The organism is Actinomadura sp. KC216, from assembly GCF_004348535.1.
Lineage (GTDB): Bacteria > Actinomycetota > Actinomycetes > Streptosporangiales > Streptosporangiaceae > Spirillospora.
Window position 1 is genome coordinate 1 of the sequence record NZ_SMJX01000173.1, and the last position, 17355, is coordinate 17355.

Consider the following 17355-nt stretch of genomic DNA (forward strand, 5'->3'; position numbering starts at 1 on the left):
GGACAAGGTAGCGGATGAAATCCAACTGACGCCCCCGTTTCCCCAGGTAAGGGCATATGTCAGTTTTCGTCCAGCGCGGCGGCGAAGGTTCCGGCGGTGATGTTCCGCCCGGACAGGATCACCACGAGACGCCCCGTGACCTGGACCTTCTCCGCGAGAACGGCGGCGACTCCGGCCGCGCCCCCGCCCTCGGCGACGAGGCCGTGCTCGCGGAAGAGCCAGCGCATCGCCGTCCGGATCTGGTCATCGGTGACGGACGTCAGCTCGGCGTCCCGCCCGATGACCTCCGGAGTCACGCAGCCGGGTTCGAGGTTGCCGGGCAGCGCGTCGGCGATCGAGTCGCCGACCTCGACCTCGACGACCCGCCCGGCCGCCACCGAGGCGGAGACACCACGGGAAACGGCCGACTCCACACCGACGAGCCGCACGTCCCCCCGCTCGCGCGCCCACAGGCTGAGCCCGGCGAGGAACCCACCGCCACCGACCGGCACGACCACCGTCAGCGGCCCCTCCACCTGCCGGTCGAGCTCCCGCCCGAGCGTCCCCTGTCCCGCGATGACCGCCGGATCGTTGTAAGGCGAGAGGTAGTGGCCGGGCAGCGACATCGCGTGCGCCTCGGCCTCGTCGTAGGTCGCCCCGTACTCCACGAGCCGCACCGGGCAAGCGCCGATCTTCTCGACCTTCGCCCGCGACGCCCGCGTCGACACGACCACGGTGACGTCCGCGCCGGACTCGGCCGCCGCGTAGCCCATGCCGAGCCCGTGGTTGCCCGCGCTCGCCGTGACGGCCGGGACGCCGTCCGGCAGCGCCGCCAGGGCCGCGAGCGCGCCCCGGACCTTGAACGCCCCGGTCGGCTGGAACGTCTCCAGCTTCAGCATCGCGCCGGTCCCCAGCCCGGACGACGGCACCAGCGGCGTCGGCACGAGCCGCGCGGACACGACACGCCACGCGCGGTCGAGATCGTCCGGCCCGGGCGCACGCACGGCGCGCACGCTCACTTCTCCCGCGGCGGCGTCCCGCCGACCCGCTCGTGCAGCCGCTGCCGGATCTCCTCCGGCGTGTAGGCCCGCCGCCGCCGCTCGGCCCGCACGATCACGGCCCCGGTAGCGGCGACCCCGAGAACCCCGGCCAGCCCCAACGCCTTCCACAACCCGAGCGTCCTCCACCATCGCATCCGGCTACGGTATCGATCATGCCTGGGACGAGCATCTCTCTCGACGACGCCGCAGAGCTGACCCGCACCGGGGACGTGTGGCTGTTCCGGGGCCGGACGGTCGCGGACCGCGCCATCCAGATGACGACGAACAGCCCCGTCAACCATGTCGGGATGTCGCTGGTCATCGACGACCTGCCGCCGCTGATGTGGCACGCCGAGCTGGGCCGGTCGCTGCGGGACATGTGGACGGGCGGGCACCACCGCGGCGCGCAGCTGCACGATCTGCGCGAGGCCGTCCTGGCGTGGGGGAACCGGTACGGGCAGCGGGCGTGGCTGCGGCAGCTCGAGCCGCCGCCGTCCCGGGCGATGGAGGACGCGGCGCTGCGGGCCGTGGCGCGGCTGGACGGCACCCCGTTCCCGTCGACGTCCAGGCTGGCGACGCGGTGGCTGCGCGGGCGGGTGCCGATCCGGCGCCCGGCGGAGCGGGAGGCGAGTCTGGAGACGGCGTTCTGCGCGGAGATCGTCGCGGTGACGTACCAGGCGATGGGGCTGCTGCCGAAGGGGCGCCGCCCGAACTGGTTCGACCCGGGCCGGTTCTGGAGCGGTGACGATCTGGAGCTGGAGACGGGTGCCGTGCTCGGCGGCGAGATCGCCGTCAGCCTCCCTTTGTCCTGACGGCGCGGCGGTCCTTCAGGGATCGCGGGTGGAGGCGGCGGCGGAAGCGGCGGAGGCGGCCCGCGCGGGCGGTGACGAGGCGGCCGAGTTCGTCGGTATGGTGCCAGGCCCGGTCGGCGGCCTCCGGGCCCGGGTGGGTCTCGGCGAAGCGGCTGCGGTTGACGAGGTCGGCGAGCGGGCCGAGGTGCCCGTGGGCGCCGTCGCCGACGCTGGACGCGCCGAACCGCGCGACCTCGTGCGCCGTCAGTGTGCGGGCCGTGGACAGGCCGACGTCCGCGAGGTGGTCGAGCGCCTGGTGCCAGGCCCCGGTGATGCGGACGGCGGGCGTACCCGTCCGGCGGCGGCGCTGGCGCAGGGCGGGGGCGAGCATGACGGCGAACACGTATCCGATGAGCAGGACGGCCAGCGTGATCGACGCGAACACCCACCAAGGCGTGGGCTCGCTCTCGGCGGCGGCCTTTTTCTCGGGGCTCTTCTGCGTGGTGTTGCCGGGGCCTGGGCCTCGTTGCTGTGACGCGGCGTTTTTCTGCGCCTGCTCCAGTTTCTGTTCTGTCTCCCCTGCTGCGACGGCGTCGTTCTTCTTGGAGCGGCGCGCGTTGTCGGGGAGGGGGTTGAAGCGGATCCAGCCGAGGCGGTCGAACTTGACCTCCGGCCAGGCCATCACGTCGCCGGAACGTACATGGACGGTGTCGCCCACACGGTTGCCGCCGTCGAAGCCCACGACGACGCGGGACGGCAGGCCGAGGGTCCGGGCGAGCAGGGCGTAGGCGGTCGCGAAATGCTCGGGCGTGCCGCGCCTGCCCTCGCCCAGGAAGTAGTCGAGCTGCCGGTAGCTGTGGCCTGGCGGCGCGGTCACGTCGTACCTGGCGTACCGCTTGAGGTACTCCGCGAGCATCGCGGCCTTCTGGATCGGCGACACCGCGCCCTGGGTCGCCGAGTCGGCGAACCTGCGGAACTCGGCGATCTGGACGGGCGGCTCCTTCGCGCCCGGGCCCCACGGCAGCTCCAGCGTGGCCTTCGCCTCGGGGTCGGTGGCGATGGCGGCGCCGGCGAGGTCGTCGGCCGTCCATTCGGGGACGACGGACTCGACCCGGTAGGTCTGGCCGGGGCGCAGCGGCTGCGCGGCGGCGAGCGCGCCGCTGGCCGGGTCGACGACGACCGGGAGCCCGTCGACCTGGCGGGGGCGGTCGGCGGCGGGCACCCAGACGCCGGGCAGGTCGCGGATCGTGATCCGTTGCGCGACGCCGTGCTTCTTGGCCGGGCGCGGCCCTTCCGGCACGCGCCGTCCGGTCGGGACGAAACGGGCGGTGGACGACCACGTCACCCCGTCGAACCTGTCCAGGACGGCCAGCCGCGCGATCTCGTTCCGCCGCGCCTGGACGGTGAACATGACCTGGTCGGGGCTCAGCAGCCAGCCGCCGACGCGGTCGAGCGGGCTGACGCCGTCGCGCTGCTGCGGCGGCGGGGCCTGCACCTGCTCGCGCGGGTTGTACGGTTCGGCGCTCACCGGGACGACCGGCCCGGCCGCGAACGCCAGCCCGCCGAGCGCGGCGGCGGCGGGAACGCCGATGGCGAGGGGCCGCCACGCGACCCGCGCCCCCGCCATGTCCGCGCGGACGAGGGCCAGGACCGCGATGAGCACGACGGTCGCGGCGGCGAGCGGGACGTTGGAGCCGGGGCCGTCCACGCCGAGCAGGAGCGCGACCGCCCAGACGGCGAGGGCGGGGAGGCAGGGCGCGGCGCGCAGGGAGGTCCGGAGCGCGAGTTCGGCGGACGCGAAGGCCGCGAGCCAGACGACCACGTTCACCAGGACGAGCAGCTCGGGCTTGGCCGGTGCGGGCAGCAGCGTGGTCAGGATCGACTTCCACGAGCTGAGCACACCCTCGCGGAGGGCTTGCGGGAGCGTCCCGCCGCCGAGCGCCGGGCGCAGGACGGTGACCGAGACCGTGCCCGCCCACGCCACCACGGTCAGCACGAGCGAGATCCACAGCGGCCATGGCCGCTTGTCCTTGCGCGGGCCGGAGAGCAGGGCGGACAGCAGGGTCGGGACGGCCGCGGCGACGGCCACGACCGGCAGCACGGGGCCGAAGCCGAAGACCCGCTGGAACGACAGGCCCGCGACGGCGGCCAGGCAGGCCGTGACGGCGAGCGACACGTACCTCGTCACCGGACGCTCCCCAGCCGCCGCCACGCCTCCGCCAGCCCGTCCAGGTCGCCGAAGTCGATCAGGTGGACGCCGGGCGGCGCGGACGCGGGCTCCGGCGGCCGGACCCGCAGCACCACGATCCGGTCGAACCGGCTCCGCACGGCCGCGATCCGCCCCAGCTCCGCCGCCCCGGACGTGACGACGACGAGCGACCCGCCCGCGCGCACACGGCGCACCGCGTCCACGGTCGACTGCGGTCCGTCCTGCGTCGTGACCGAGGTGAGCCGGTCGAGGACGACCTCCATGTCGTCGGGCCCGCCCCGCGTGTCGGCGAGGGGCCCGTTGCCGGTGAGGATCCGGACCGGGAAGTTCGCCGCCGCCGCGCCCGCCGCGACGGAGGCCGCGGCGTCCACGGCCAGCTCGAAGTCGTCCGGCTCGGGCCACGACTCCGGCCGCGCCTCCAGCACGATCGTCGTCGTGGGCAGGCTCGCGTCGACGAGCTGGCGGACCATGAGCGTGCCCGTCCGCGCCGACGACTTCCAGTGGATGTGGCGCAGCTCGTCGCCGATCACGTACTCGCGCAGCGCGTGGAACGTCGCCGTCCCGGCCGGGGACCTGTCGCTGGTCGGGCCCTCCAGGTGGTGCGCGCGGCCGGACGGCAGCAGCGGCAGCCGCACCGTCCGCGGCCGGACGAGCAGGATCCGCGGCGCCCCGTACTCGCGGACGCGGCGGGCCAGCCGCAGCGGATCGGCCCTGACGAGGCGCAGCGGCCCGACCGGGATCTCGCCGCGCCGGCCGGTCGGCAGCCGGTACGTCACCGAGCGCGTCCCGCCGGACCGCAGCCGCGGGACGTCCACGGCCACGGACGTCGACCCGGCCGCGTCATGCGCGCTGAGACCCCGCGTGCCGCGTCCCTTGTTCGTCACGTGGAGGACGCCCACGGCCGGTTCGCCGCGCTCCACCTTCTTCGGCGCGATCTCCCGGCGGACGTCCAGCTTCGGCTGAGGCAGCGCCCACAGCGCCGCGGCCCCCACCGCGACGAGCCCGGCCACCGCGAGCATCGCGGGCTCCGGGTAGCCGAGCCACCAGCCCGCCGCGTACAGCGGCGCCGACACGGCCGCCGTCCCCCATCCGAGCGGCGTCAGCACCTCACACCCCAGCGGCCTGCGGTGTCGGCACGTTCTGCAGGGCCTCGGCGACGATGTCCGCGCCGGTGCGGCCGCGCAGCTCCGCCTCCGGCGTCACGATCAGCCGGTGCGCGATCACCGGGACGGCGAGCGCCTTCACGTCCTCCGGGACGATGTAGGACCGCCCGGCCGCCGCCGCCCGCACCCGCGCCGCGCGCAGCAGCGCGATGCTGGCCCGCGGGCTCGCGCCGAGCCGCAGGTCGGGATGCTCGCGCGTCACGGCGACGACCCGCACCAGGTAGTCGTAGAGCGGCGGCGCGACGTGCAGCCGCTGCGCGAAGTCGATCATCCGGGCGAGGTCCTCGCGGGCCATCACCGGCGGCATCTGGTCGAGCATCGCGCCCGTCGGCGTGCCCGCGAGCAGCGCCACCTCCGCCTGGTGGTCGGGGTAGCCCATGGAGATCCGCATCAGGAACCGGTCGAGCTGCGCCTCAGGGAGGGGGTACGTGCCGTCCATGTCGACCGGGTTCTGCGTGGCGATCACCATGAACGGGCGCGGCACCGGGTGCGGCGTGCCCTCGACCGTCACCCGGCGCTCCTCCATGACCTCCAGCAGCGCCGACTGCGTCTTCGGCGAGCCGCGGTTGATCTCGTCCGCGACGGCGAGGTTCGCGAAGATCGGCCCGGCGTGGAACTCGAACGCGTTCGTCCCCTGGTTGAAGATCGACACCCCGGTGATGTCGCTGGGCAGCAGGTCGGGCGTGAACTGGATCCGTGTCCACTTCGCCTCCACCGACGCCGACATCGCCCGCGCGAGCGTCGTCTTGCCGACGCCCGGGACGTCCTCGACCAGCAGGTGACCCTCGGAGAGCAGGCAGATCAGCGCCAGCTCCACCTTCTCCCGCTTGCCGCGCACGACCCGCTCGACGTTGCCCGCCAGCGCCGCGAACATCTGCGCGAACCGCCCCGCCAGCGCATCCGCGTCCATCCCCGCGCTCTCACTCATCCCTCGCACCCCCGTGCGTCCGGCACAGCCTGCTCACGACTGGCATTCATAAAGGCCGTCCGACGGATAGCCGTTCTTCGACGTGGCCACCAGGGTGTCGTTCAGGTAGCCGTCCCCGTACTTCGTCTGGACCTTGTTCCAGACGGTGCTCGTGGTGTTGCTTTCCGTGTCGGTGTAGGACTCGCCCTGCACCTGGCACACCACGGTCATCGTGATGATCTCGCCCTGGGGGATCTTGCCCGCCTCTCCGGATCGCCGCGGGCCCGGCCGGATGATCGTGTTGGTCTGGCCGTTGTTCTGGTTCCTGATCTGCCTCGTCGGATAGGCGAGGTTCACGGTCGTCGTCACCCCCGTGGACTCTCCGGCGCCGTTGCGGGCGGTCACCTGGACCGTGTGGCTCGTCCCGTTCGCCAGGCCCCGGATCGACTTGGCGGTGCCGGTGGCCGTGTCCGAGCCGCCCGGCCAGGCGATGGCGTAGGTGACGTCGTAGCCGGACGACCTGGCCCAGGTCAGGTCGGCGCCGTGGTTGACGGGCTTGGCCGTCAGGGCCCTCGGCGGGCCCGGGGCGGTGCAGGCGGTGGCGCCGACCTCGCCGGACTCGCTGTAGGCGGGCCTTCCGTCCTTGCCCCTGTACTCGGCGGCGACCTTGTAGATGTGGGTGGTGGTGTCGCAGGTCAGGCCGCCGACCCGGAACGTTCCGCCGGGGCTGTTCGCCGGGAACGCGGCCGGGCTGGCGCCCGCGACGGGGCCGCCCGACCGGTCGAGGAGGACGAACCTCGTCACCGGGTAGACGCCCTGCGGCTGCGCGGCCGGGGTGAAGCGCACGGTGACCGAGCCGTTGTCGCCGGACGCGGCGGGTATCGGCGGGTCGGGCGCGCTCGGGTCCTTCTTCACCGGCGGCGCGCCCCGCGGCGGCACGGCGTTGGAGCCGCCGCGGCCGCCGCCGGAGCCGTTGCGGTTGCCCTGCCCGCCACCGGGGTTCTGCTGGACGGGCAGCGGCCGCCGCGCACCGCCCGGGACCTTGTCCTCGTACTTCCTGATCCGCTTGACGCCGCCGTTCGCGTCGAACGCGAACGCGATCGCGCCGTTCGGGTCGTTCACCCAGAGCATGTGGTCGCGGACGAGCATCTCGATCGTCCCGCCGGGCCGGGTGGCCGCGAGCGGCCGCTCCCAGGCGTTGCGGTCGGTGTTGAAGACCAGCAGCCGCCCGGACGTCCGGTCGGGCAGGTAGACGCGGGGGCCGAGCACGTGCGGCGGCTCGAAGACGTGGTTCGGCACGCGCAGCGCGACCGACTCGACGCGCCCGACTCCGGTGTCGAGCAGGTACAGCGCGCCGCCCGCGCCGAGGATGGGGACGATCTGCCCGTCGGCGACGGCCGGGACCTTGACCCCGTGCCGGGCCTCGGCGACGGGCGCGGGCAGGTTGATCCGCTGCGTGCCCTCGGGCCGGACGATCAGCGCCGTCGCGGACGTGCTGTCGACGATCACGGGCCGTCCGGCGGCGATGGTCAGCGCGAGGCGGTCGCCGGGCTTGCCCGCGGCGACGGGCGCGCCCTTGCCGCCCTCCCGGAACGGGACGACCTCGCCCGTCTGCGGGACGGGCACCCACAGCGCCCCGTCGGCGTCGATGCCCGCCTGCCCGAGCGGCGCGGTGAGCGTCGCGGACGGGCCGATCGGCGTGAGGTGCAGCGGGTCGATCCGCTGGACGGCGCCCTTGACCGCGTCGACCGTGTACGCGGCCCCGGCGCCGGCGAGGACCTGGAGTCCGGGCCCGCCGACCGGGCGGCTGCCCGTGATCTTCAGCTGGGACGGGTCGATCCGGCTGACGACGCCGGTGTCCAGGTCCACCAGCAGCACCGTCGTGCCGTCCTGGACGACCTTGATGTTGTGGCCGCGCATCTGCGGCACCACGGCCGCCTTGCCGTCGACCTTGCCCGCGAGGCCGTTGGCGTGCACGACCATTCCCTTGGCGCTCGCGCTGAGCCAGGCGCCGACGTCCGCGAGCTTGTACCGCGCGCTCGCCGTGCCCACCCCGTACACGAGCGCGCTCACGCACAGGACGCCGACGAGCCCGGCCGTGATCTGGCCGGTCAGGCGGTCTCGCCCGAAATACCGAAAGAATCCGCTACGGCCTGCGGCCGGCGCGGAGGAGCTGTCCCCGTTCAATCCCCGTCACCCTCTCATCGCGCCGTGCCCGAACCCCCGAACCACGGCGCGAAGGGCACCATAACGGTAATGAGGGGCATGCCGGAGCGAGATCGGCGAAGATCCTGCCTGGTTATCAGCGGTGACATCGCGGGTTACGGCCGAACCCGCATGATATTGATCACATTCGCCCGCCATGATGGGCTCCGCGGCATCCGGACCGTGGTGATCCGAACGCGAACGTTGTCCCCGACGTCCTAAGGTTGGGCATCGCGACGACGACTTCCGGGGTGGACGTGGACGACGACATCAGCATCGGCGACCTGTGGGACCGCGTGACGGGCACCCAGCCCGACCCCCCGTTGTGGCTGGTCGTCCTCGTCGCGCTCGTGGCGCTCGGGGCGGTCGTGCACGGGCCCACGTGGCGGATCGCGCGGAACACGGTGACGATCGCGCACGAGGGCGGGCACGCGCTCGTCGCCCTCCTGACCGGCCGGAAGCTGGACGGCATCAAGCTGCACTCCGACACCTCGGGCGTCACGGTCTCGCGCGGCAAGCCGCACGGCCCCGGCATGATCTTCACGGCGCTGGCGGGGTACGTCACCCCGCCGCTGCTCGGCCTGTTCTTCGCGCTGCTCCTCGCGGCCGGCCGGATCACGCTGATGCTGTGGTTCTCGCTGGCGCTGCTCGCGGGGATGCTCGTCATGATCCGCAACGCCTACGGCGTGCTGTCGGTGGTCGTGACCGGGGCGGTCATCTTCGCGGTGTCGTGGCTGGGCAGTGCCGAGGTGCAGGCCGGGTTCGCCTATCTGGCGGCGTGGTTCCTGCTGCTCGCGGCGACCCGCCCGGTGATCGAGCTGCAGCGGATGCGCACCCACCGGATGGCGCCGAGTTCGGACGCCGACCAGCTCGCGAACCTGACGGGCGTGCCGGGCCTGGCGTGGGTGGGCCTGTTCGGCGCGACCGCGCTGCTCGCGCTGCTGGCCGGGGGCGCGCTGCTCGTCCCGGACGGCCTGTCCCTGCCCGACCTCTCCGTCCCGTCCGCGCCCTGATCCGGAGGCGCTGCGCTTTGTCCTAGGGCGCCGATAGTTTCGATGGTGTGAGCGATCGATGGGACCGGGAGCAGGTGCTCGGCCTCGCGCCCGACGCGCCGTCGGCGAAGGCGGCGGGCGGCGTCGCCAAGCCCGGCAAGTGGGCCGGGACGGGCTGTGACGCGGAGGCCGTGTGGGGCGAGTGCCAGGGCAGCGGCAAGTCCGCGTACCGCGCGTGCGTCGACCTGACCGAGCCCGCGTTCCGGTGCTCGTGCCCGAGCCGGAAGTTCCCGTGCAAGCACGCCCTCGGGCTGCTGCTCCTCTGGGCGGAGGGGACGGTCGACACCGGGCCCCGTCCGGGCTGGACGGCCGAGTGGATCGAGGAGCGGCGCGAGCGCGCGGGCAAGGCGGCGGAGCGGCGGGCCGCGTCGGCGGCCAAGACCCGTGACCCGAAGACGGTGGAGCGGCGGGAGCGGCGCGTCGACGACGGGCTCGCCGAACTCGACCAGTGGCTCCGCGACCAGGTCGCGCACGGCCTCGCGCAGGCGGAGAAGGCGTCCTACCGGGTGTGGGACGACGCGGCCCGGCGGCTCGTCGACGCGCAGGCGGGGTCGCTCGCCGGGCAGGTGAGGGGCCTGGCGGCGATTCCCCGGCAGCCCGGCTGGCCCGACCGTCTCCTGGAGGAGTACGCGCTGCTGCGCCTGCTGGTGCGGGCCTACGGGCGGCGTGACGAGCTGCCGGAGGGGCTGCGGGCGACCGTCCGGTCGCGGGTGGGGTTCACGGTTCCGCAGGAGGAGGTGCTGGCGGACGGGGAGCGCGTCCGGGACGAGTGGTGCGTGACGGGCTCGCGTGACATCGCGCAGGATCTCCTGACGACGCGGCGGGTATGGCTGCTGGGGCGGCGGACGCGGCGTCCGGCGCTCGTGTTGTCCTTCGCCGCGCCGGGCACGTCTCTGGACGCGTCGCTCATCGTGGGCACGGAGATCGACGCGGAGCTGGCCTTCTACCCGGGTTCGCCGCCGCTGCGGGCCCTGGTCGCCGAGCGGCACGGGTCCATGGCGCCGGGCAGGCCGCCGGGGGCGTCCGTGCAGGGGTTCCTGGACGACTACGCGGCGGCGGTCGCGCGCGATCCGTGGCTCGACCGCTGGCCCGCGACGCTGGAGGACGTGCGCCTGGCCCGCACGGCGGGGGGTGACCTGGCCGTGGTCGACGGCGCCGGGGACGCGCTGCCGCTCCGGCTGGGCGACCCGTGGCGGCTGCTGGCGCTGTCCGGCGGCGGGCCGGTGACGATGGCCGGCGAGTGGAGCCCGCGCGGCCTGCGCCCGCTGGCCGCATGGCACGACGACGAGGGGACGGTGATCCTGTGACCGCGTGGAACGAGCACGTCACGGCCGCGCTGCTCGGCACGGAGCGCCGCGACCCGCCCGTCCTGCCCGGCGCCCCCGACGCGGGCGACCGGCCGGGGCGGCTGCTCGACCAGGCGGCGGTGCTGGCCGTCCGGCGCCGGGCGGGCCGGGTCCCGTCGGTGGAGGCGCCCGAGCCGGTGGCGCTCGCCCCGGTGGAGGACGTCCCGGCGGTGCCGGGCCCGGCGGCGGCGCGGCTGCGGCGGATCCTGGGCGGCGAGCAGATCCGGGTGCTGCCCGAATGGCTGGACGCGGCGGCCCGCCGCGGCCTCCGGGTGCCCGCGCAGTCGCTGCCCGACCTGCTGGAGCGCGGGCGCGGCGACCGGATGCTGCGGCCGTCGATCGCGCGGGCGGCCGGGCGGCGCGGGGTGTGGCTGGCCCTGCAGAACACCGACTGGGCGTACCTGGTCGGCTCCGGTGACGATCCCGGCGGCGGTCCCGAGGTGTGGGAGACGGGGACGCGCAACCGCCGCGTCGCCTACCTGACCAGGCTCCGCGGCGCCGATCCCGGGAAGGCGCGGAAGCTGCTGCGCGAGACGTGGGCCACGGAGCCCGCCCCCGACCGCGCGGCGTTCCTCGCCACGTTCGAGCACGGGCTGTCCCTGGACGACGAGGAGTTCCTCGAATCGGCGCTGGAAGACCGCGGCAAGGACGTCCGGCAGATCGCGTCCGACCTGCTGGCCCGCATGCCCGGGTCCGCGTACGGGGAGCGGATGGCGGCGCGGGCCCGCGCCTGCCTCACCGCCGAGTCGCGCGTCGCGCGCGGGCGCGAGCAGACCTGGATCCGCGTCGAGCCCCCGGAGGCCCACGGCGAGGACCTGGCGCGCGACGGCGTCCCGTTCCACCCGAGCGGGTCGTTCGCGCCGCGCGGCGGCGGCGCGCCGGTGGGCACGCGGGCGGCGTGGCTGCGCGAGATCCTCGCCCGCACACCCCTGGCCACCTGGACCGAGCTGTTCGCGCTGCCGCCGATGGAGATCGTGTGCCTGCCGGTCTCCGAGTCGGACGGGCGCGACGTCCACATCGGGTGGGCCCGCGCCGCGCTCGGCCAGCACGACGCGGAATGGGCGCGGGCGCTGCTCAAGGGCGGCGTCATGGTGGACGAGCCGGAGGCGCTCGCCGACCTGCTGTCGGTCCTGCCGGAGGCGGAGCGCGACCCGGCCGCGGCCGACCTGATCCGGTGGGTGGAGGGGCAGCCCGACCTGCTGCGGGTGCTGGAGCGCGTCCCGGGGCCGTGGACGGGCGCGCTCGCGTCGGCGGTCGTCGCGACCATCGCCGCCTCCACGGAGCGGAACACCCGGCGCGACGAGCACCTGATCACGCAGCTGTGCCGGCTCGCCGACCAGCGGCTCGACCCCGCCGCCGCGTCCCGCCTCGAACTCCTGGAACCGGCGGTCCCGCGGGCCGTCACCGAACTGATCGCAACGCTGCGTTTCCGCGACGAGATGCTGAAGGAGCTCAACCAGTGACCGAAGAGAATTCGCCGGGGGGTCTGGGGGGTCGTCCCCCCGGAGAGGCGGGCGCCGTTCTGCGGCCGCACGCCGAGCAGGAGTACGCCGGGGAGCTGGCGCGGCTGGCCGAGCACGACGACCGGCCCCGCCCGCCCGGCTGGCGGCTGTCGCCGTGGGCCGTCACGACGTACCTGCTGGGCGGCGAGCTGCCCGACGGCACGGCGATCAGCCCGAAGTACGTGGGGCCGCGCCGGCTGATGGAGGTCGCGGTCGCGACGCTCGCGACCGACCGGGCGCTGCTGCTGCTCGGGGTGCCCGGGACGGCGAAGACGTGGGTGTCGGAGCATCTCGCGGCGGCCGTCAGCGATGACTCGACGCTGCTCGTCCAGGGGACGGCGGGCACGGCGGAGGAGGCCGTCCGGTACGGGTGGAACTACGCGCGGCTCCTCGCCGAAGGCCCGTCGGAGAAGGCGCTGGTGGAGAGCCCGGTGATGCGGGCGATGCGCACCGGGGCGGTCGCCCGCGTCGAGGAGCTGACCCGGATGCCGTCCGACGTCCAGGACAGCCTGATCACCGTGCTGTCGGAGAAGACGCTGCCCGTCCCCGAGCTGAACACCGAGGTGCAGGCGCGCAAGGGCTTCACGGTCATCGCGACGGCGAACGACCGCGACCGGGGCGTGAACGAGCTGTCCAGCGCGCTGCGCCGCCGGTTCAACACGGTCGTGCTGCCGCTGCCCGAGTCCACCGAGGACGAGGTCGACATCGTGGCGCGGCGTGTCGACCAGATCGGCGCGGGCCTGGAGCTGCCCGAGTCCCCGGCGGGGCTGGAGGAGATCCGCCGCGTCGTGACCGTGTTCCGCGAGCTGCGCTCCGGGATCACGAGCGACGGGCGGACCAAGCTCAAGTCGCCCAGCGGGACGCTCAGCACCGCCGAGGCGATCTCGGTGATCACCAGTGGGCTGGCGCTGGCCGCGCACTTCGGCGACGGCGTGCTGCGCGCGGCGGACGTGGCGGGCGGGATCGTCGGCGCCGTCGTCCAGGACCCGGTGTCCGACCGGGTGGTGTGGCAGGAGTACCTGGAGGCGGTCGTGCGGGACCGCCCGGAATGGCGGGACTTCTACCGCGCCTGCCGGGAGGTGTCTTGAGTCACGTCGAGGTCTACGGGATCCGGCACCACGGGCCCGGCTCGGCGCGGGCGCTGCGCGGCGCCCTGGAGGAGTTCAAGCCGGACGCGGTGCTGATCGAGGGCCCGCCGGAGGCCGACCCGATCGTGGAGCTGGCGGGCGACCCGGGCATGGTCCCGCCGGTCGCGCTGCTCGCCTACTCCCCCGCCGCCTCGTCCGGCCCCGGCCCGGGCTCCGGCGACGGTGACCGGAAGGCGGCGTTCTGGCCGTTCGCCGAGTTCAGCCCGGAGTGGCAGGCGGTCCGGTACGCGCTCGGCGCGGGCGTCCCGGTGCGCTTCTGCGACCTTCCGGCGGCGCACCAGCTCGTCCCCGGCGAGGACGAGGAGGAAGAGGAGACCGGCGGCGACGGCGGCGAGGAGGCGGCGGAGGGCATCCGGCTCGACCCGCTCGGCTGGCTGGCGAAGGCCGCCGGATACGACGACGCCGAACGCTGGTGGGACGACGTCGTCGAGCATCGCGGCGGCGGAGGCGTGCCGGAGGTGGCGCCGTTCCCCGCCATCGCGGAGGCCATGACGGAGCTGCGCGAGCAGCTCGCCGCGCTGCCGGAGAAGCCCTCCGGGCTGCCGCCGGGGCATCTGCGGCGCGAGGAGCAGCGCGAGGCCCACATGCGGCGGACGCTGCGCCGCACCCTGAAGGACGGGCACGAGCGGGTCGCGGTGGTCTGCGGCGCGTGGCACGTCCCGGCGATCCAGGCGAAGGTCCCGGCGGCGCACGACGACCGGACGCTCCGCGGCCTGCCCAAGGCCAAGATCGCGATGACGTGGGTGCCGTGGACGCACGGGCGGCTCGCGGGGCGCTCCGGCTACGGCGCGGGCGTCCGGTCCCCCGGCTGGTACCACCATCTGTTCACGGCGCGGGACCGTCCGATCGAGCGGTGGCTGACCGCCGCCGCCCGCGTCCTGCGCGGTGAGGACCTGCACGTGTCGTCCGCGCACGTGATCGAGGCCGTCCGGCTCGCCGAGGCGCTCGCCGCGCTGCGCGGCCGCCCGCTCGCCGGGCTGGACGAGGTGACCGAGGCGACGCGGGCGGTGCTGTGCGAGGGCGCCGACCTGCCCGTCGAGCTGATCCAGCGGCAGATGGTCGTCGGGGAGCGGCTCGGCGGCGTGCCGGAGCGGACGCCGATGGTCCCGCTCCAGCGCGACCTGCAGGCCGAGCAGCGGCGGCTGCGGCTCAAGCCGTCCGCGCTCGACAAGGAGCAGGACCTCGACCTCCGCAAACCCACCGATCTCGAACGCAGCCGCCTGCTGCACCGGCTCCGCCTCCTCGACATCGACTGGGGCGTCCCGTCCGACACCGGCCGCTCCAAGGGCACGTTCAAGGAGACGTGGACGCTCGCGTGGCGCCCGGAGTTCGAGGTCGAGCTGATCGAGGCGAGCGCGTGGGGCACGACCGTCCGCGGCGCGACGACCGCGCGGGCCAAGGCCCTCGCCGCGGACGCGACCGCGCTCGCCGACCTCACGTCCGTGGCCGAGCGCTGCCTGCTCGCCGACCTCGGCGACGCGCTGCCCACCGTGATGCGGGCGCTCGCCGACCGGGCCGCCGTCGACACCGACGTCGCGCACCTGATGTCCGCGATGCCCGCGCTGGTCCGCGCGCTGCGGTACGGCGACGTGCGGGGCACGTCCACGGGGCCGCTCCGCACGGTCGTGGACGGCCTCGTCGTCCGCGTCTGCGTCGGCCTGCCGCCCGCGATCACCGGCCTGGACGACGACGCCGCCCGCGAGTTCCTCGGCCATGTCGACGCCGTCCACGGCGCCCTGTCGCTCCTCGCCGACGACGACCACATCGAACGCTGGCGCCGGACGCTGGAGGGGCTCGTCGCCCGCCCCGACGCGCTGCACGGCCTGGTCGAGGGCCGCCTCACCCGCCTGCTCCTCGACGCGGGCCGCCTCCACGACGTCCCCGACCGGATGGCGCGGGCCGTGTCCACGGGCGTCCCGCCCGCCCGCGCCGCCGCGTGGGTCGAGGGGTTCCTGTCCGGCGGCGCCCTGCTGCTCATGCACGACGAGACCCTCCTGCGCCTCGTCGACGGCTGGATCTCCGGGCTTCCCGACGACTCGTTCACCGACGTCCTGCCGCTGCTGCGCCGCACGTTCGGCGCCTACGCGTCCGCCGAACGCCGCGCCATCGGCGAGCAGCTGCGGCGCCTCGGCCACGCGCCCGCGGCCGCGTCCCACCCCGCCGAGGACGACGTGGACGAGACCCGCGCCGCCCCCGCGGCCGCCACCGCCCTGCACATCCTCGGATGGGACCGATGAACGGAAACGGAACCGAGAGCGCCCCGGAGCGGCTGCGCCGGTGGCGGCTGGTGCTCGGCGGCGACCGGGCCGACGGGACCGGCGTCTCGCTCGCCGGTGACGACGCGCGGATCGACGGCGCGCTGGAGAAGCTCTACGGCGCCGGGAACGACGAGGGACGGCCCCGGCCGGGGCGGCGCAGCGCGGGGCTCGGCGATTCCGCGCCGTCGGTGGCGCGGTGGCTCGGCGACATCCGCGCGTACTTCCCGTCCAGCGTCGTGCAGGTCATGCAGAAGGACGCGATCGAGCGCCTCGACCTGACCCGGCTGCTGCTGGAGCCGGAGATGCTCGACGCCGTCGAACCCGACGTCCACCTGGTCGGGACGCTGCTGTCGCTGAACAAGGTGCTGCCCGACCGGGCCCGCGAGTCCGCCCGCGCGGTGGTGCGGAAGGTCGTCCACGACCTGGAGCGGCGGCTCGCGCAGAAGACCCGGTCGGCGATCGGCGGCGCGCTGGACCGGTCGGCGCGGGTGCTGCGGCCGAGGCGGCTCGCCGACGTCGACTGGGACCGGACGATCCGCGCGAACCTGCGGAACTACCTGCCCGAGCACGGGACGCTCGTCCCCGAGCGGCTGATCGGCTACGGGCGGCGGCAGCAGGCCGTCAAGCGGGACGTCGTCCTCGCGATCGACCAGAGCGGGTCGATGGCGGCGTCGGTGGTGTACGCGAGCGTGTTCGGGGCGGTGCTGGCGTCGATGCGGTCGCTGCGGACGTCCCTCGTCGTGTTCGACACCAGCGTCGTCGACCTGACCGACCAGCTGCACGACCCGGTGGAGGTGCTGTTCGGCACCCAGCTCGGCGGCGGCACCGACATCAACCGGGCCGTCGCGTACTGCCAGAGCCTCGTGACGCGCCCGAACGACACGATCCTCGTGCTGATCAGCGACCTGTACGAGGGCGGGATCCGCGACGAGCTGCTGCAGCGGGTCGCGGCGCTGGCGGCGGCGGACGTGCAGGTCGTCGTGCTGCTCGCGCTGTCGGACGAGGGCGCGCCCGCCTACGACCACGAGAACGCGGCGGCGCTGGCGGCGCTGGGCGTCCCGGCGTTCGCGTGCACGCCGGACGCGTTCCCCGAGCTGATGGCCGCGGCGATCGAGCGCCGCGACCTGAAGGAGTGGTCGGAGCGCCGGCCCGACGCCCAGTAGGCCGGGGCCGGAGGGCCGCTCAGCGGGGTGATCGGGACAGGCCGCGCGCCAGCAGGATCACGACGAGGGCGGTCAGCACGGCGTGCCCGGCCAGCGCGGACGGCTGGATCTGCACGAGCGCGCCCCACGCGCCCCACATCGCGACGCGGGCGACGCGCGCGGCCATCACCGTCCACGCGGCGGGGCGGCTGCCGCGCCAGGCGAGGATCACCGCGATCAGCGTGACCACGGCCACCACCGCGAACGACGACGCGACCACGGGCAGCAGCGCGCCCCGGCCGCCCTCGCTGAGGGACGGCCGGGCGATCAGGATGGCGAGCGCGGCGACGTCCAGCGCGGCGAGGAGCGCGGCGAGCACCAGCCCGGCGCCGAGCGCCGGACCGCGCCGCAGCGGCCGGTACGGCTCGGGCGGCCGGTCGTCCGGGACCGGCGGCGGCCACGCCTGCTCCTGCGGCTGCGGAGCGTGCCCTTGGGCGTGGTCGTGGACGAACCGCGCCGTGTCCGGCTGGGCCGCCTCGGGCGGTGGCCGCCGGATCGGCGCCGGTTCGGTGTCACGGAAGGTCTCCCCGCCCGGCACGGGCGAAGGCGGCGG

13 protein-coding genes and 1 pseudogene are annotated in these 17355 nt (G+C 74.9%); 7 read left to right on the plus strand and 7 right to left on the minus strand.

The genetic code is table 11. The annotated features are described in order from the left end of the window. Positions 1 to 59 precede the first annotated feature (59 nt). Positions 60 to 992 carry a pyridoxal-phosphate dependent enzyme gene (locus E1264_RS26290; protein WP_207936236.1) on the minus strand — a complete coding sequence of 311 codons (933 nt, stop codon included), beginning with the start codon at positions 990 to 992 and terminating at the stop codon, positions 60 to 62. Between the two features lie 2 nt (positions 993 to 994). Then, positions 995 to 1174, minus strand: coding sequence for a hypothetical protein (locus tag E1264_RS26295; RefSeq protein ID WP_132178075.1), 180 nt, complete (start codon positions 1172 to 1174; stop codon positions 995 to 997). Positions 1175 to 1192: 18 nt separating this feature from the next. On the opposite strand from E1264_RS26295, the gene E1264_RS26300 reads away from it, so the two are divergent. After that, positions 1193 to 1831, plus strand: coding sequence for a hypothetical protein (locus E1264_RS26300; RefSeq protein WP_132178077.1), 639 nt, complete (start codon positions 1193 to 1195; stop codon positions 1829 to 1831). Here the strand turns inward: E1264_RS26300 and E1264_RS26305 are convergent. From E1264_RS26305 to E1264_RS26320, 4 genes are read right to left on the minus strand one after another with little or no spacing between them, the layout of a single operon-like run. Next, a complete protein-coding gene (locus tag E1264_RS26305) occupies positions 1812 to 3998 on the minus strand; it encodes a DUF3488 and transglutaminase-like domain-containing protein (protein WP_132178079.1) in 2187 nt (728 codons plus the stop codon). The two genes, E1264_RS26300 and E1264_RS26305, sit on opposite strands and share 20 nt — an antisense overlap. Beyond that, positions 3995 to 5125 carry a DUF58 domain-containing protein gene (locus E1264_RS26310; protein WP_207936239.1) on the minus strand — a complete coding sequence of 377 codons (1131 nt, stop codon included), beginning with the start codon at positions 5123 to 5125 and terminating at the stop codon, positions 3995 to 3997. Before E1264_RS26310 ends, E1264_RS26305 begins: the two co-directional genes overlap by 4 nt. A gap of 1 nt (position 5126) precedes the next feature. Next, the gene (locus E1264_RS26315) at positions 5127 to 6110 is read right to left on the minus strand and encodes a MoxR family ATPase (RefSeq protein WP_243711180.1); all 984 of its coding nucleotides are present in this window, start codon (positions 6108 to 6110) and stop codon (positions 5127 to 5129) included. A gap of 33 nt (positions 6111 to 6143) precedes the next feature. Continuing rightward, the gene (locus tag E1264_RS26320) at positions 6144 to 8276 is read right to left on the minus strand and encodes a fibronectin type III domain-containing protein (protein ID WP_132178081.1); all 2133 of its coding nucleotides are present in this window, start codon (positions 8274 to 8276) and stop codon (positions 6144 to 6146) included. 269 nt (positions 8277 to 8545) lie between these two features. Between E1264_RS26320 and E1264_RS26325 the strand changes: the two genes are divergently transcribed. The 6 genes from E1264_RS26325 to E1264_RS26350 are packed head-to-tail and all read left to right on the plus strand — an operon-like array spanning position 8546 to position 16763. Next, a complete protein-coding gene (locus E1264_RS26325; protein WP_132178083.1) occupies positions 8546 to 9307 on the plus strand; it encodes a M50 family metallopeptidase in 762 nt (253 codons plus the stop codon). A 47-nt stretch (positions 9308 to 9354) separates the two neighbouring features. After that, entirely contained in the window at positions 9355 to 10653 is a 1299-nt protein-coding gene (locus tag E1264_RS26330) for an SWIM zinc finger family protein (protein WP_132178085.1), read from the plus strand. Further along, complete coding sequence (locus E1264_RS26335; RefSeq protein WP_132178087.1) at positions 10650 to 12155, plus strand: DUF5691 domain-containing protein; 1506 nt, start codon at positions 10650 to 10652, stop codon at positions 12153 to 12155. Before E1264_RS26330 ends, E1264_RS26335 begins: the two co-directional genes overlap by 4 nt. Continuing rightward, complete coding sequence (locus E1264_RS26340; RefSeq protein WP_243711181.1) at positions 12152 to 13282, plus strand: AAA family ATPase; 1131 nt, start codon at positions 12152 to 12154, stop codon at positions 13280 to 13282. The genes E1264_RS26335 and E1264_RS26340 overlap by 4 nt, the downstream gene beginning before the upstream one ends. Further along, on the plus strand, positions 13243 to 15579 hold the full coding sequence (locus E1264_RS26345) for a DUF5682 family protein (protein ID WP_132178089.1): 2337 nt from the start codon (positions 13243 to 13245) through the stop codon (positions 15577 to 15579). The genes E1264_RS26340 and E1264_RS26345 overlap by 40 nt, the downstream gene beginning before the upstream one ends. Beyond that, entirely contained in the window at positions 15576 to 16763 is a 1188-nt protein-coding gene (locus tag E1264_RS26350; RefSeq protein WP_132178091.1) for a VWA domain-containing protein, read from the plus strand. Before E1264_RS26345 ends, E1264_RS26350 begins: the two co-directional genes overlap by 4 nt. Positions 16764 to 16782: 19 nt before the next feature. Here the strand turns inward: E1264_RS26350 and E1264_RS43710 are convergent. Then, positions 16783 to 17355: pseudogene (locus E1264_RS43710) on the minus strand (hypothetical protein); the annotation flags it as partial.